Source organism: Microbacterium sp. SL75 (assembly GCF_026625865.1).
Taxonomy (GTDB): domain Bacteria; phylum Actinomycetota; class Actinomycetes; order Actinomycetales; family Microbacteriaceae; genus Microbacterium.
The window spans coordinates 687,246-702,178 of record NZ_CP113067.1; the positions used below are offsets into that span (position 1 = coordinate 687,246).

The following is a 14,933-nucleotide window of genomic DNA, read 5'->3' on the forward strand; positions in this document are numbered from 1 at the left end:
GCGCGCGGAAACACGTGGACACCGCGTTTCTGCGAGCGGATCGCGTTTCTGCCGAATCGGCGCGGAGCCGAGGCTCGGCCGGAGCGGCGCGCAGCCGTACCGCGGCGTTCGCCCATGGCACAGTGGTCCCATGGTCATCGCGGGCAGCCGGGGCGACGGCATGCGCCGCGCCAACCTCGCGCTCGTGCTGCGTACGGTGCATCGCGAGGGCCCCCGCTCCCGCGCCGCCCTCACCGAGGCGACGGGACTCAACCGCTCGACCATCGCCGACCTCGTGGGCGAATTGCAGCGCGCGGGACTCGTCGTCGAGCGCGCCTCCGACGCCCAGGGCCGGGTCGGCCGACCGTCGCCCATCGTGACGCCGGACCCCCGTGTCGTCGCCCTCGCGGTCAACCCCGAGGTCGACGCGCTCGACGTCGGCGCGATCAGCCTGGACGGCACCGTCGTCGTGCGGGAACGCATCGAGCAGACGGCCCTGCTGACCCCGAGGCGCGTCGCCGAACTCGTCGCCGATCGTCTGTCGGCGTGGCACCGCGGACCGCTCGCGGACACCCGGATCGTCGGAGTGGGCGCCGCCGTCCCCGGGCCGGTCCGCGCGTCGGACGGCGTCGTCCGCGAGGCGCCCCACCTCGGCTGGATCGAGGCGCGGATCGGCGTCATGCTCGCCGACGCCACCGGCGTTCGCGCCCACGTCGGCAACGACGCAGCCCTCGGCGCCCTCGCCGAGTACCTCTTCGGGGCCGCGCGCGGCGCGCACGACGTCGTCTACCTCAACGGCGGAGCGAGCGGCATCGGCGGCGCGGTGATCGTCGGCGGCGTCCCGCTCGGCGGCGAGGGCGGCTACGCCGGGGAGTTCGGCCAGAACCGGCCCGGCATCGCCGACACGGCCGACCGGCGCGCACCCGACGGCGTGCTCGAGGACGAGGTCAGCCGCGCCTTCCTGCTCGCGGCCGTGGGCCTCGAGGGCGGTGACGATGCAGCCCTGGCTGCCGCCCTGGCATCCACCACCGACCCCGCCGCTCATGCTGAAGTCGCCCGGCAGCGGCGCATCCTCGCGACGGCGCTCGCGAACGCCGCCAACGTGTTGAACCCGGCGGTGATCGTGCTGGGCGGGTTCCTTGCGGTCCTGGCCGCTCGCGACCTCGACGCCCTCGACGCCGCCGTGCGCGCCCAGACCGTCCCGGCCTGCGCCGAGGGTCTGCGCCTCGCCGTCGCCGAGCTGGGCGAGGACCGCCTGCTCGTGGGCGCGGCCGAGGCGGTGTTCGAGGCGCAGCTGTTCCCGGGACGCTGAGCGCCGCGGCGAACACGTCGGCGTACCGGCCCCGATGTCGGCGGCTCGGTGCAAGATGGAGGCGTGACCCAACGACGTGACGCCGGCACCACCTGGTCGGGCAACCACCGCTACCGCGCGACCGAAGTGCTGCTGCCCGGCGACGTCGACGAGCTCGCCGAGGTGGTGGCATCCGCCCGCACTCTGCGCGTACAGGCCACGCGGCACACCTTCAACGACGTGGCCGACTCCGATGCGTCCCTGGTGTCGCTCGAACGCCTGCCGACGCGGGTCGAGATGGTGGGCGACCGCGTGCGCGTCGAGGGACTCGTCACTTTCGCGCAACTCGCGCCCGTCCTCGAGGCCGAGGGGCGGGCGCTGCACAACCTCGGCTCGCTCCCCCACATCTCGATCGTGGGGGCCACCGCCACCGGCACCCACGGCTCGGGCGTGCGCAACGGAAACCTCTCCAGCGCCCTCCGCGCCGTCGAGATCATGGATGCCGACGGCCGCACGCACCGTATCGATCACACGCACGAGTGGTTCGGCGCCGCCGCCCTCAGCCTCGGCGCCCTCGGCGTCGTCACCGCCGTCGAGCTGCAGACCGAACCCACGTACGAGGTCACGCAGCAGGCCTACACCGGCGTCGCCTGGGAAGACATCGTCGGAGACATCGAGGGGGTGTTCGGCGGCTCGCGCAGCGTGAGCGTCTTCACGACCTGGGGCGATCCCGAGCACGACCTCGTGTGGGCGAAGAGCGACGATGGCGCGCCGTCGTGGGTCGAGGAGATCGGCGGCCGAGCCGTCGGCGACGACATCCACCTCGGCCGCATCCGCACGGTCGACAACACCACCCCGCGCGGCACGCCCGGCCCGTGGCACACGCGCCTTCCGCACTTCCGTGCCGACGCCCTGCCGAGCGATGGCGACGAGATCCAGAGCGAGTACTTCGTGCCCCTCGCCTCCGCGCGCGAGGCCCTGGCGGCCGTGCGAGCCCTCGCCTCGACGTTCGACGATCAGCTGCTCGTGACCGAGCTGCGCACGGTCGCGGCCGACGAGCTGTGGCTGAGCCCGGCGTACCAGCGCGATGTCATGGTCATCCACTTCACGTGGCGCAACGACACCGACGGCGTCCTGGCGGTGCTCCCCGCGATCGAGCAGGCGCTCGCACCCTTCGACGCCCGCCCGCACTGGGGCAAGGCGTTCACGATGCCCGGCGAGCGGATCCTGTCGACCCTCCCCCGCTCGGGCGACTTCCTCGCCGTGGCGCGAGAGATCGACCCGCGCGGTGTCTTCCGCAACGACTACCTGCGGCGGACTTTGGGCTTGTAGCCCGGGACGGGCCCGCACAAGCTCAGCAATCCGGACAAAGTCAGCCCCGAGGCCCGAAACCCGACTGAGTTCGCGTAAATCCCCGAGGATGCGCAACACCCGCACTCGGTGTCCGCACCCACTCATCAACCCACACAAAGTCAGCCGCAAGGCCCGAAACCCGACTGAGCTCACGCAAATCCCAGAGGATGCGCAACACCCGCACTCGGTGTCCGCACACACTCAGCAATCCGCACAAAGTCAGCCCCGAGGCCTGAAACCCGACTGAGCTCGTGCAAATCCCAGAGGATGCGCAACACCCGCACTCGGTGCCCGCGCACACTCAGCAACCCACACAAAATCAGCCGCAAGGCCCGAAACCCGACTGAGCTCACGCAAATCCCAGAGGATGCGCAACACCCACACTCGGCGCCCGCACACACTCAGCAATCCGCACACACTCAGCAACCCACACAAAATCAGCCCCCAAGGCCGGAAACCCGACTGAGTTTGCGCAAATCCCGGAGGATACGCGACGCGCCCGCCCCGAACCGCGAAAGCGACGCCGCCCACCGCGGCGCCGCCTGCGTGGCATCCGGGATCAGCGGCTGGAGTAGCCGCCGTCGATGGGGAGCGAGACGCCCGAGATCATGCCGGCACCGTCGCCGAGCAAGAACACGATGGGGGCGGCGATGTCGTCCTCGGTGGCCCACTTGTGCAGCGGCATGGCCTCGAGGAAGGGGCCCTCGATGTCGGGGCGCCCCCAGTACCAGGCCGACATCGGCGTCATCACGACCGTCGGGTTCACGCTGTTCACACGGATGCCGTAGCCGCCGAGCTCGAGTGCCGAGACGCGCGTGATGTTGTCGAGCGCCGCCTTCGACGACCCGTACGAGATGTGGCCGGTGAGGGCGACGAGGCTCGCCTGGCTCGACACATTGACGATCGCACCACCCTTGCCGACGCGGATCATCTCGCGCGAGGCGTACTTGGTGACCAGCAGTGAGCCGCGCGCGTTGATGCTCATGACCTTGTCGAAGACATCGATGTCGGTCTCCATCGGTGTGGCGATCTCGCCTCCCCAGCCTCCGCAGTTGACGACGCCGTACAGGTCTCGTCCCTCGATCGCGGTGCGGATCTGCTCCTCCGACTCGAGGTCGAAGACGATGGGCTCGGCTCCCGTCTCGGCGGAGATCGCAGCGACGCTGTCGGCGTCGCGACCGGCGGCGAGCACCGTCGCTCCGGCGGCGACGAGATGGCGCACGGTCGCTCCGCCGATGCCGCCGCCGGCTCCGGTGACGAGGATGGTGCGATCGGTGAATTCGGTCATGGAGGGCTCTTTCGAAGGTCCTGGAGGCGAGGACGACGGCGATGTCGTCGCGGCCCATGATAACCACAGAATCACGCGGATGACTTCGGTGTCATGACGAATTGATCACGGGTGTTGACACCGGTGTCACGGTGGGCTTAGCGTAACCGGAGTTCGACCGGCGATCGCTCGCCGGAACCGCTTCATCGACGCAGCACACTCGACGTGCGGCGTCCCCGGAAGGACCACACCGCCGTGACCCCCACCTCGGAGAACGCCGCGCCGACCACGGCCGCAGCCGTGCACCTCGACGACCTCGTCGAGCGAGCACGGCAGCTGGTGGCCACCGGCGAGCGTCGCGTGCTGGGTCTGTGCGGAACGCCTGGCGCGGGCAAGTCCACCGTGAGCGACGCCCTTCTCGCCGCTCTCGGCGACGACGCGGTCCTGGTCGGCATGGACGGCTTCCACCTCGCCAACGAGGAACTCCTCCGGCTCGGCCGACGCGACCGCAAGGGTGCGCCCGACACCTTCGACGTCGACGGCTACGTCGCCCTGCTCGATCGCATCCGCGCCGGTCACGCCGTGTACGCCCCGCGCTTCGACCGCGGACTCGAGGAGTCCATCGGCTCGGCGGTCCTCGTGCCCGCCGACGTGCCGCTCATCATTACCGAGGGCAACTACCTCCTGCACGACGAGTTCGGGTGGGATGCCGTGGCTCCCCGCCTCGACGAGGTGTGGTTCCTCGACATCGAGGCGCACGCCCGCCGCGAGCGACTGATCGCCCGCCGCCTCTCCCACGACCATCCCCACGACGAGGCCGTCGCCTGGGTCCGCGAGGTCGACGAGCGTAACGCGCTCGTCGTCGAACGCGGCCGCCACCGCGCCGATCTCATCGTCACCGTCTCCGATGCCCCCGTCGGTCCCCACGAAGGAGCTTCCTCATGAGCACCACCACGACCGTGCCCGTGCTGCAGGCGCGCGGCCTGTCGCGCCAATTCGGATCCGTCCGAGCCCTCAACGACGTGGACTTCGAGGTCTACCCCGGTGAGGTCACCGCGTTGATCGGCGACAACGGCGCCGGCAAATCCACCCTCGTGAAGGCCCTCTCGGGCAACCTCGCGGTCGACGAGGGCGAGATCCTCTTCGACGGCAAGCCGATCGACATGTCGAACCCGCAGATCGCCTCGAGCCTCGGCATCGAGACGGTGTATCAGGACCTCGCGCTCGCGCCCCACCTCGACCCCGTGCAGAACATGTACCTCGGCCGCGAGATCCGCCGCCCCGGTGTGGCGGGGGCCCTGGGCTTCATGAAGACCAAGGACATGGCGAAGGCCTCCCGCGCGGCGTTCGACGAGCTCGGCGCCACGGTGCGTTCCCTCACCTCGCCGGTGGGCGAGATGTCGGGCGGTCAGCGTCAGGCGATCGCGATCGCCCGCGCCGTCCACTGGGCCTCGCGGGTGGTGTTCCTCGACGAACCGACCGCGGCACTCGGCGTGCGCCAGACCAAGAACGTCCTCGAGACCATCCGACGCGTCCGCGACAAGGGCATCGCCGTCGTCTTCATCTCGCACTCGATGCCGCACGTCATCGACGTGTCGGACCGCATCCAGGTGCTGCGTCTGGGCACCCGGGTCGCGAACGTCGACGCCAAGAACACCTCCATGGAAGAACTCGTCGGGCTCATGACCGGCGCCGTCACGAAGGACGACCAGAAGTGAGCCTCAAGACTCCCCCCACCGAGACCGTCGCGATCGGCACGTTCGACGACAACAAGAAGACGAACCCCGTCGTCGCAGCCCTGCGGACCCAGGCGTTCCAGATCCTCCTGGTGCTGCTGGCGATCATCATCGTCTTCAGCATCATCGCTCCCGATTCGTTCGCGCAGTGGTCGAACTTCCGCCTCATCATCCAGAACGCCTCGATCCTCGCCGTGCTCGCGGTGGGCATGACCTACGTGATCATCACGGCCGGCATCGATCTCTCCGTCGGCTCGGTACTGGTGTTCTCCGGCGTCGTCTCGGCGCTCGCCATGAGGGCGATGGGCGGTGAGGGCTGGGGCGTCGCGACCGTCGGAATCATCGTCGCCGTCCTCAGCGGCGTGTGCTGGGGCCTGTTCAACGGCTTCCTCATCGCGAAGGCGAAGATCCCGCCGCTCATCGTGACCCTGGGTTCGCTCGGCATGGCCCTCGGTCTCGCGCAGATCCTCACCGGCGGCGTCGACATCCGCGACGTCCCCACCGTCCTCACCGTCTCGATCGGCTACGGCAACGTCTTCGGCTCCGTCCCGATCATCAGCGTCATCGCGCTGGTCGTCGTCCTGATCGGCGCGGTCGTGCTGCACTTCACGCGCTTCGGTCTCTACACGCTGGCGGTGGGCTCGAGCGAGATCGCCGCCCGACGGGTCGGCGTGAAGGTCGACGCCCAGCTCATCAAGATCTACACGATCTCGGGCGCCCTGGCGGGGCTCGGCGGCATCCTGTCGCTCTCGCAGTTCTCGACCACCGCCATCGCCGGTCAGTCGCAGACCAACCTCAACGTGATCGCGGCCGTCGTGATCGGCGGAACGTCGCTCTTCGGCGGCGTCGGCACGATCATGGGCACGGTCGTCGGCCTGTTCATCCCCGCGGTGCTGCAGAACGGCTTCGTCATCACCGGCGTGCAGCCCTTCTGGCAGCAGGTCGCGGTGGGCGCGGTGCTGATCGCGGCGGTCTACGTCGACCAGGTCCGCCGGACGGCCGCGACCCGCGGCAATTCGCAGGGCCTCTGGCGCAAGTTCCTCAGCGGAGGCCGGCGCGGCTGAACCGCTGCGGCATCCCTTCCCTCTCAACCCCCTTACCAACCCGAACAAAGAACGGTGAACACAATGAAGTGGAACAACAAGGCGACCGCCCTGACGGTCTTCGGTGTGGCGGCGACGCTGACCCTCGCGGGCTGCTCGGGCGGCTCGGCCTCGGGCGGTGCGTCCGGCGGTGCCGACGGCTACAAGATCGCGTTCGTGCAGGGCGTCGCCGGAGATGAGTTCTACATCTCCATGCAGTGCGGCATCCAGTCCGAAGCCGCCAAAGAAGGCGCCACCGTCACCACCCAGGGCCCCGAGAAGTTCGACCCCACCCTGCAGAAGCCCATCGTCGACGCCGTCGTCGCCTCCAAGCCCGACGCCCTTCTCATCGCCCCGACCGACGTCTCGGCCATGCAGGCGCCGATCGCCGCAGCCGAGGCCGCGGGCATCAAGGTCGTCCTCGTCGACACCACCCTCGAGGACCCCTCGGGAGCCGTGTCGCAGATCTCCTCCGACAACCAGGGCGGCGGCGCCGCCGCCTTCGAGGCGATCCAGAAGGCGAACCCCAATGGCGGCAAGGTCCTCGTCGTCTCCACCGACCCCGGTGTCTCCACCACCGACGCCCGCGCCCAGGGCTTCGAAGACGCCGTCAAGAAGGACTCGAAGTTCGAATCCGTCGGCGTTCAGTACTCGCACAACGAGCCCTCCACCGCCGCCGAGATCGTCACCGCCGCCCTCCAGAAGGACCCCGACATCGTCGGCATCTTCGCCGCCAACCTGTTCGCCGCCGAGGGAAGCGCCACCGGCGTCCAGCAGGCCGGCAAGCAGGGCTCCGTCACCATCGTCGGCTTCGACGCCGGCCCCGCCCAGGTCAAGGCCCTCGAAGCCGGCACCGTCCAGGCCCTCGTCGCCCAGGAGCCCGCCACCATCGGCGAAGACGGCGTCAAGCAGGCCATCGCCGCCCTCAAGGGCGAAACCACCGAAGCCAAGATCCAGACCGGCTTCACCATCCTCACCAAAGACAACATCACCACCGACGGCAAGGACGCGGTCTACAAGTCCAGCTGCTGACGTCTGATCCCGGATGCCGGGACCCGGAGCGACTGCCCGGGTCCCGGCATCCACACTTCTGATCTCGGTCTGGGGCGGGTTCCGCACCAGACCCGCTCGCCCCCTTTCCCGACACACGGAGCCCCGCATGACCGACCTCACCGCCGCCGCCCTCCCCTCCCTCGCGGCGAACGTCTCCGTTCCGACGTACGACAGGTCGGCCGTGCGCTCGCGCATCGTGCACTTCGGTGTGGGCGGCTTCCACCGGGCGCACGAGGCCATGTATCTCGACCGACTGCTCGAAGCCGGCCACACCGAATGGGGTCTGTGCGGAGTCGGGGTCCTGTCGGTCGATGCGGCCATGCGCGACGCGCTCGCGGCGCAAGACGACCTCTACACGCTCGTCACCACCGCGCCCGACAGCACCTCTGCTGCGCGCGTCGTCGGATCGATCGTCGAGTATCTCTTCGTGCCCGACGACCCCGAGGCCGTCGCCGCCAAGCTCGCCGATCCCGACACCGCGATCGTCTCGCTCACCATCACCGAGGGCGGGTACGGCGTCGACGATGCGACGGGCGAGTACGCGCCGCGCGACAAGGCGACCCTCGCCGATCTCGACGGCGCCGTCCCTCCCCGCAGCGTCATGGGCCTGCTCACCGAGGGTCTTCGTCGGCGGCGGGATGCCGGCATCCCGGCCTTCACCGTGATGTCGTGCGACAACATCCAGGGCAACGGACGCGTGGCCCGCGCCGCCCTCCGCGGCTTCGCCGAGCGTCTCGACCCCGAGCTGGGTCGCTGGATCTCCAAGAACGTGTCGTTCCCGAACTCGATGGTCGATCGCATCACCCCGGTCACCACCGACGAGACGCGCGCCGCGGTCGCCGAGGAGTTCGGCATCCGGGACCGCTGGCCCGTGAGAAGCGAGTCGTTCGAGCAGTGGGTGCTCGAAGACGCCTTTCCCGCCGGCCGACCGCCGTTCGACGAGGTCGGTGTGCAACTCGTCGACGACGTCGAGCCCTACGAGCTGATGAAGCTGCGGCTGCTCAACGCCTCGCACCAGGCGATGAGCTATCTCGGGATCCTGTCGGGGGCGCACTACGTGCACGAGGTGTGCACCGACCCGCTGTTCGTCGACTTCCTGCGGGGGTACATGCACGAGGAAGCGATCCCGACGCTCCGACCCGTGCCGGGCATCGACCTCGACGCGTACTGCGACCAGCTCCTCGCCCGCTTCGGCAGCGAGGCGATCCGCGACACCCTCGCGCGTCAGGTCGTGGACGGCTCCGACCGCCTGCCCAAGTTCCTGCTGCCCGTCGTCCGCGAACAGCTCGCCTCGGGCGGGAGCATCGATCACTGCGCCCTCGTGCTCGCGGGGTGGAGCGTGTTCCTCGAGGGCCGCACCGAGACGGGCGAGGAGACTCCCGCCGTCGACAGCCGCCTCGACGAGCTCCGCGCGATCGTCACCGATGATCCCGCGGCGCTCCTCGACTACGCTCCGGTGTTCGGTGACCTCGGTCGCGACGCCCGTCTGCGCGAGGCCTACCTGTCGGCCCGCGCGTCGCTCGCCGAGCGCGGCGCCCGCGGCGCGATCGCCGCGCTGACGGCCTGATCACCGCGCACGAGTCGCCGGGTCCCGCCCCTCAGTCGCGGGTGAGGCCCCGCAGGAATCCGGCGATCGCGTCGTGGAAGCGCGCGGGGTCCTGGTTCGCCTCGTTGCAGTGACCGGTCGCGTCGAACGCGACGAGCTCGGCACCCGGATGCCGTTTCACGTAGGCGAGCGACCCGCTCACCGGCACCACCGGGTCGCGGAGGCTGTGCACGATCAGCGTGGGCACCCGGGGTGCCGGACGCGGCCCGTCGACCCAGTTGAGCGCCGGAGCGTCCACCGCTTCGATCAGTCCCAGCGCCTTCGCGCCGAGGCTGCTGCCGAGGATGCGCATCGACGCGCCGGCGACCGAGCGCGGGAGGCGAGCACCCGCGACGGCGTTCTCGACGACGCGCGTCCAGTCGAGGGCGGGGGCGACGAGCACGAGGGCCGTGACCCGGTCGCGGTGCGCCGACTGCTCGAGCGCGAGCATCGCGATCGTCCCGCCCATCGACCACGCGACCAGCACGATCTCCCGCGCTCCCTGCTCGATCGCATAAGAGATCGCATCGTCGACATCGCGCCACTCGCGCGTGCCGAGCGTCGAGGGGAGGGAGTCCGCGGGGGCGCACTCCTCGTCGCCGGCGTACGACACGACGAGCGACATCCAGCCCGCCTCCACGGCCGCCGGGGCGGAGCGCAGAGCGCCGTTGCGGCTCGAGCGCAGGCCGTGCACATGGATCGTCCATCGGCCGTCCGTGCTCTCGCGGTCGCCGATCTCCCAGGCCTCCGCGACACCGCCGCGGCGCAGGGGCACGGAGACATGGCGGGTGGGGCCGACCTCTTCGGGGGCGCCGATGCTCTGCGAGGTCCAGGTGGCGACGGCATCCCCGTCTTCGAGCCCGTCCGGCCGCGACGCGAGCGCACGCATGACACGGTCCCTCTCGATGCGGAGCGGCTCGCCCACGACGACGTGCCGGCCGTCATCGAGCCACAGACCGTAGGTTCCCGGCTCGCGGCTCTCCGGCGTGGCGGGCACGGTGACGGTGTCGCCCGCGAGCGTGATCGGGGCGTAGACCTTCGGCGCCTTGGGCGCGATGAGGCGGCGGGCGACGTAGCCGGCGAGGGCCGTGTGGGCGACGGCGACGGTCGCGGCGGCGACGCCGGTTCCGACGGCGAGGGAACGGATCATGAACGGGCTCCGGTGGTTCGGCGGGTCAGGTGGGCGTCGATGTCGTCGAGCAGGGCGCGCTGCGCGGGGGCGAGCGGCGTCGAGGTGGCGATCGCGTCGTCCTCGACGGCGACACGCAGGGCGTGCAGGCGCGTGTCGGTGACGGCGTCCGCGGGGAGCCCCGGGAACGAGTGCACACCGCGTTCGCGCGCGATCGGCTCGAGCCGCGCGAGCAGGTCCTCGCCCCGTCGACGGATCTTCGCCGTCGTGCGGGATGCCACGAAGATGCCCACCACGAACGACACGACGCCGAGGTAGAACAGGGGGTCGAACAGTGCGCTGACCACGGCGTCGGGCTCGAAGAAACGCGTCAGCGTGAGATCGAGGATCTCGCTCAGACACCCGAGCACGATCCCGACGGCCCCGACGCGGAAGAACACGCGCGTTCTCGGCAGCGACCCGCGGGCCGAGCGCAACAGCAGCAGGCCGACGAGGGCGATGCCCGCCATGTGCAGCACCCCGTACGCCCAGGCCCCGGTGGAGGTCACCGCCAAGTCCTCGAGGAAGCGGAACGAGGACGTCCCGCGCTCGGGCATCGCGACGAAGAAGACGACGGCGAAGAGGGCGGCGAGCAACCCGGGGAACCCCCACCGCAGCGTGCGGATGCGCGCCGTCACCGGAGCGGTTCCGGCCTGGATGCCGAGCCACAGCGCCACCATCGTGAGCACGTTCTGCACGAGCTTGAGGACGTTCGTGCCACCGAGCAGGCCGTCGAGAAGGCCGAGCGGGATGATCGTGCCCTGGGTGAGCAGGGCGATCGAGCCGACGAGTGCGGCAAGCCAGGCGATGCGCGCTCGGGGCTGACGCCAGGCGACCCGCGCCCGCAGCACGACCACGAGCAGCAGGCCCGCGAGCGCCGCGTCGATGAGCATCACGGTCACCACGACGACTCGGCCACCCTCGGCGAGGCGTACAGCAGACGGGCGATGCGGTGCGCGACGTGCTCGGCGACCAGCTCCGCCTCGTACTCGGGCGTGGTCAGTCGCGGGTTGTCGTGAGGCGAGACCGACGAGCGCTCGTGCAGGGCTCCCGAGCAGTGCGCGTCGTCGAGCAGGTGCCCCAGTTCGTGGGAGGCGGCGAACTGGCTGTAGATCACGGCATCCGAGGCTCGAACGTGGATGCTGCCCTCGCGCCGGTCGGCGAAATAGGTGAGGAAGCCGGTCAGCGTCCCCCACCCCGTGGTGTCGACCTCTCGCACGACGCGCAGGCGGATCTCCAGTGCCCGCTCCACCGCGTGGACGACCTCGTCGAAGGTCATTCCGGGGGTCAGGCCGGCACGCTGAAGCGCGTGCTCCACGCGCGCGTGCACGCGATCGAGCGTCTCGTCCGTCTCCGTCATCCCCGTCCCCCCTTACGGCCGATCATGTCGCGGGCGGCCTCCCGCGCAGGGAGTGGGCGATCGCGCGGAGGGCGTCGGGCGACATCTCCCCCAGGGCGCGGAACTGGATGCTGCTGGCTCCGGCTTCGCGCATGGCGTCGCGCAACTCGAGCTCGGCATCGGTGCGGTCGGTGACGGCGTCGTCGGTGTAGTCGGTGAGGTACTCGGTGGGGACGTCGGCCCACTGCGTGATGAGGCGAAGCACCTCCTCGTCGAGCACGACCGTGTTGGTGGCCGCGGCCAGCAGGGCCCGGGCGCTCTCGGCCGACGCGGGATCGATCTCGTCGAGGTGATCGACGAGATCGCTCTCGCGAGCCGCCTGGCTGGCGACGAGCCGGCGGACTCGCGCGGCGAGCGGGCCCGCGGGAACCCGCATCTCGACCCGCGGAGCCGACTCGGGGTTCGCGACCTCTTCGGGGGACACCCCGAGGGCGGCGGCGAGCGCTTCGATGTCGTTGGTGTTGTAGGGCAGCGAGAAGCCGGCACGCGACTGGTAATAGCTCTTCGTCATTCCGGCGCGACTGATCAACTCACCCACCGTCAGGCCTTTCGCCCGACGCAGGCGGTCCACATTCGCCACCACTCGACGGGAGTACCGCGAGGGTGGTCCGACGGCGCCGCGACCCACGTTTCGATCGTAGACGCCCTCGACCGCCACCGGATGATCGTATTTACGACCCGAGGCCGGGTGCTATTTACGAAGCCCTGTGCTTGTATGGATGAAGACCGCACGCGAGGCGTCCGTGGGGGAACCCTCGCGTGCGAGAGGTCGGAAGAGGCTTTCCGGTCCGTCGGCGATGGGCGCGGCACCATTGGGGGGTGCCGCGCCCGTTCGCTCTCCGGTTCGGGGCAGAGCGTCGCCCAGCCGGGCGAGACCCCGCGAGAGTCGCCGAGAGGTGTCGTCTCCGAGACCGTCCGGGTGGCGGTCACCGCACCCCTTAGTCGCGGGAGCGCCTCACAGCGCGCAGGACTCTCGTTCGATGAGCGACACGTCGATCACCGTCAGCTCATCGAGGCCGAGACCGGCGTCGGGCTGGAGGCGCGCGAAGACGCGCTCGGCCGCCAGCGCACCGATGCGGCGCGGATCCTGGTCCACCACCGTGACCGAGGGGGTCAGGGTGTCGGCCATCGGGAAATCGCCGAAGCCGACGAAGGGCATCGCCTGCCCGCGCAGCACGTGCACGAGGGCCATCGACGAGCGGGCGTTCGCGGAGAACACGGCGGTGGGCGGGTCCGAGAGCGCGCGCAGGCGGTCGAGGGCGGATGCCGCGGACTCACGGTCCGACACCTGCGAGGCGATGAGCTGCTCATCGACGTCGACCCCGGCTTCGCGCAGCGCTCGCCGCCAGCCCTCGACGCGCTTGGTCTCGGTCGAGAGGTGCACCATGTCGCCGACGTAGGCGATGCGGCGGTGACCGTGCGAGAGCAGATGGGCCGTGGCCGCGTGCGCGCCGGCTTCGTCGTTCTCGGTGAAGGTGTCGGTGTGAAGGCCCACCGGGGCGCGGTCGACGAACACGATCGGGGTGTGGCCGCGCCAGCGTTCGAGCCAGGAGTGGTCGGTGCCGACCGGCGCGATGACGAGGCCCGTGAGCTGACGGCCGAGGAGGGACTCGAGCGCGGGCCGCTCGTCGGCCGGGTCTTCGCCGAGGCTGGTCACGAGGGTCGAAAGCCCCCGGCGTCGCGCGGTGTCCTCGACGGAGCGCGCGATCGCGGCGAAGAACGGGTCGACGACATCGGGAACGGCCACCCCGATGACCGAGGCGCGCCCCGCGCGGAAGGTCGTCGCGAGGGCGTTGGGCACATAGTTGAGCTCGCGCATCGCGGCCTCGACGAGGGCGCGGGTGTCGGGCAGCACGTGGGGGTCGTCGTTGAAGACGCGCGACACGGTCTTGGTGCTCACCCCGGCGCGCAGGGCGACATCGCGCATGGTGGTCACGAGGCACCTCCGGGATAGGGGTTCGGACGGGGGGCTGCTCCGACAGGCCACCCTATCCGGCGGCGGGTGGAACCCGCCCGCCCGGGCCCGCGACGACGCTCCCCCGCGTGCACCCGCGGGCAGCTCGCCGCGTCCCGGGCGGGCGTGGTCACGTCAGCGGCCGTCGACCGCGTCGGCGAGCTCGCGCAGGCGCGGCAGGGCACGACCGGTGAGCAGCTCCTCGCGACGGTCGGCGTCGATCGAGAGGCTGTCCTTCCACAGCGACCGGCCGGCCATCGCACCCGAGGCGCCGTTCGCGACGGCGGTGCGCACCTGTTCGATGAAGGTCTCGTGATCGACGCCGGCCGACAGCACCGCCCACGGCACGCCCTGGGCGACCTCGGTCACGCGGGCACTGGCCTCGGCCGAGCCGGGGTACTGCAGCTTGAGGATCTTCGCGCCGCAGGCGACGGCGAGCGCGGCGCCGTCGACGACGAGGTCGGCGAACTTCGCGCGGTACTCCTCGTCGCTCTCGCCCTCGAGCTGGTAGGTCAGCAGCTCGACGATGAGCAGCAGCCCCTCGGCCTCGCACGCGGCGACCAGGTCGCGGATCTCCTGCGCGACGCGGGAGTCGGCATCCTGCTTGTCGGGGCGCGTGTAGTAGAGCATCTTCGCCACGGTGCCGCCCATGTCGCGGACGGTGCGGGGCGTCACACCCGGCACGAAGCGCGTGTACTTCAGCGCGTCCACGGTCTCGAATCCCGAGGCGTCGAGGCCGACGACGAGGCCGGTCTCGCGGTCGAGAACGCCGTCGTCGACGATCTGGGGCAGGGCGACCTCGGGGTCGAGCAGGATCGCGGGGGCGTGGTTGGCGAGGTGGCGCACGAGGTCGGCCTTCACCTCGGCGAGCTCCTCGCGCGTGATCGCTTCGGAGCCGTTCGGGGCGTCCTTGATGGCGGCCTTCATGCCGTTGCGCTGGTCGGCGGCGACGATGAGCATGTGGCCGTCGGCGGTGCTGATCGACTGGAGCGCACGGCGCTCGAGCGTGGTGAGTTCGTTCATGATCTCTCTTCTCTGGGGTCTTCGCGCGCGGGTCCGCGCGGAG

At 70.5% G+C, this 14,933-nt stretch carries 14 protein-coding genes; 7 read left to right on the forward strand and 7 right to left on the reverse strand.

What is annotated here, in order from left to right; all coding sequences use genetic code 11:
* The first annotated feature begins 130 nt into the window (after positions 1-130).
* Complete coding sequence (locus OVA17_RS03245) at positions 131-1,291, forward strand: ROK family transcriptional regulator (protein ID WP_267788144.1); 1,161 nt, start codon at positions 131-133, stop codon at positions 1,289-1,291.
* A 63-nt stretch (positions 1,292-1,354) separates the two neighbouring features.
* A complete protein-coding gene (locus tag OVA17_RS03250) occupies positions 1,355-2,602 on the forward strand; it encodes a D-arabinono-1,4-lactone oxidase (RefSeq protein WP_267788146.1) in 1,248 nt (415 codons plus the stop codon).
* A 580-nt stretch (positions 2,603-3,182) separates the two neighbouring features.
* Here OVA17_RS03250 and OVA17_RS03255 read toward each other — a convergent pair.
* A complete protein-coding gene (locus OVA17_RS03255; protein ID WP_267788147.1) occupies positions 3,183-3,911 on the reverse strand; it encodes an SDR family oxidoreductase in 729 nt (242 codons plus the stop codon).
* 234 nt (positions 3,912-4,145) lie between these two features.
* Here OVA17_RS03255 and OVA17_RS03260 point away from each other — a divergent pair, with 234 nt between their 5' ends.
* The 5 genes from OVA17_RS03260 (at position 4,146) to OVA17_RS03280 (ending at position 9,328) form a co-directional block, all read left to right on the forward strand.
* Positions 4,146-4,835 (forward strand): nucleoside/nucleotide kinase family protein, encoded by a 690-nt coding sequence (locus OVA17_RS03260; protein ID WP_267788149.1) that lies wholly within the window; start codon positions 4,146-4,148, stop codon positions 4,833-4,835.
* On the forward strand, positions 4,832-5,608 hold the full coding sequence (locus tag OVA17_RS03265; protein WP_267788151.1) for an ATP-binding cassette domain-containing protein: 777 nt from the start codon (positions 4,832-4,834) through the stop codon (positions 5,606-5,608). The genes OVA17_RS03260 and OVA17_RS03265 overlap by 4 nt, the downstream gene beginning before the upstream one ends.
* Positions 5,605-6,690: an ABC transporter permease gene (locus OVA17_RS03270; RefSeq protein WP_210072861.1), complete on the forward strand. Its 1,086-nt coding sequence runs from the start codon at positions 5,605-5,607 to the stop codon at positions 6,688-6,690. Before OVA17_RS03265 ends, OVA17_RS03270 begins: the two co-directional genes overlap by 4 nt.
* 63 nt (positions 6,691-6,753) lie before the next feature.
* The gene (locus tag OVA17_RS03275; RefSeq protein ID WP_267788154.1) at positions 6,754-7,740 is read left to right on the forward strand and encodes an ABC transporter substrate-binding protein; all 987 of its coding nucleotides are present in this window, start codon (positions 6,754-6,756) and stop codon (positions 7,738-7,740) included.
* Between the two features lie 127 nt (positions 7,741-7,867).
* Positions 7,868-9,328 carry a mannitol dehydrogenase family protein gene (locus OVA17_RS03280; RefSeq protein ID WP_267788155.1) on the forward strand — a complete coding sequence of 487 codons (1,461 nt, stop codon included), beginning with the start codon at positions 7,868-7,870 and terminating at the stop codon, positions 9,326-9,328.
* Positions 9,329-9,359: 31 nt separating this feature from the next.
* On the opposite strand, the gene OVA17_RS03285 is transcribed toward OVA17_RS03280, so the two are convergent.
* The 6 genes from OVA17_RS03285 to OVA17_RS03310 all read right to left on the reverse strand — a co-directional run bounded on the left by OVA17_RS03285 (position 9,360) and on the right by OVA17_RS03310 (position 14,890).
* Positions 9,360-10,496 carry an alpha/beta hydrolase family protein gene (locus OVA17_RS03285; RefSeq protein ID WP_267788156.1) on the reverse strand — a complete coding sequence of 379 codons (1,137 nt, stop codon included), beginning with the start codon at positions 10,494-10,496 and terminating at the stop codon, positions 9,360-9,362.
* Positions 10,493-11,419 (reverse strand): hypothetical protein, encoded by a 927-nt coding sequence (locus OVA17_RS03290; protein ID WP_267788157.1) that lies wholly within the window; start codon positions 11,417-11,419, stop codon positions 10,493-10,495. Before OVA17_RS03290 ends, OVA17_RS03285 begins: the two co-directional genes overlap by 4 nt.
* Positions 11,413-11,874: a hypothetical protein gene (locus OVA17_RS03295; RefSeq protein ID WP_210072850.1), complete on the reverse strand. Its 462-nt coding sequence runs from the start codon at positions 11,872-11,874 to the stop codon at positions 11,413-11,415. Before OVA17_RS03295 ends, OVA17_RS03290 begins: the two co-directional genes overlap by 7 nt.
* A 22-nt stretch (positions 11,875-11,896) precedes the next feature.
* Entirely contained in the window at positions 11,897-12,541 is a 645-nt protein-coding gene (locus OVA17_RS03300) for a helix-turn-helix domain-containing protein (protein ID WP_210072847.1), read from the reverse strand.
* A gap of 327 nt (positions 12,542-12,868) precedes the next feature.
* Positions 12,869-13,840 (reverse strand): LacI family DNA-binding transcriptional regulator, encoded by a 972-nt coding sequence (locus OVA17_RS03305; protein WP_267789351.1) that lies wholly within the window; start codon positions 13,838-13,840, stop codon positions 12,869-12,871.
* A 162-nt stretch (positions 13,841-14,002) separates the two neighbouring features.
* Positions 14,003-14,890, reverse strand: coding sequence for a hypothetical protein (locus OVA17_RS03310; RefSeq protein WP_210072843.1), 888 nt, complete (start codon positions 14,888-14,890; stop codon positions 14,003-14,005).
* Positions 14,891-14,933 lie beyond the last annotated feature (43 nt).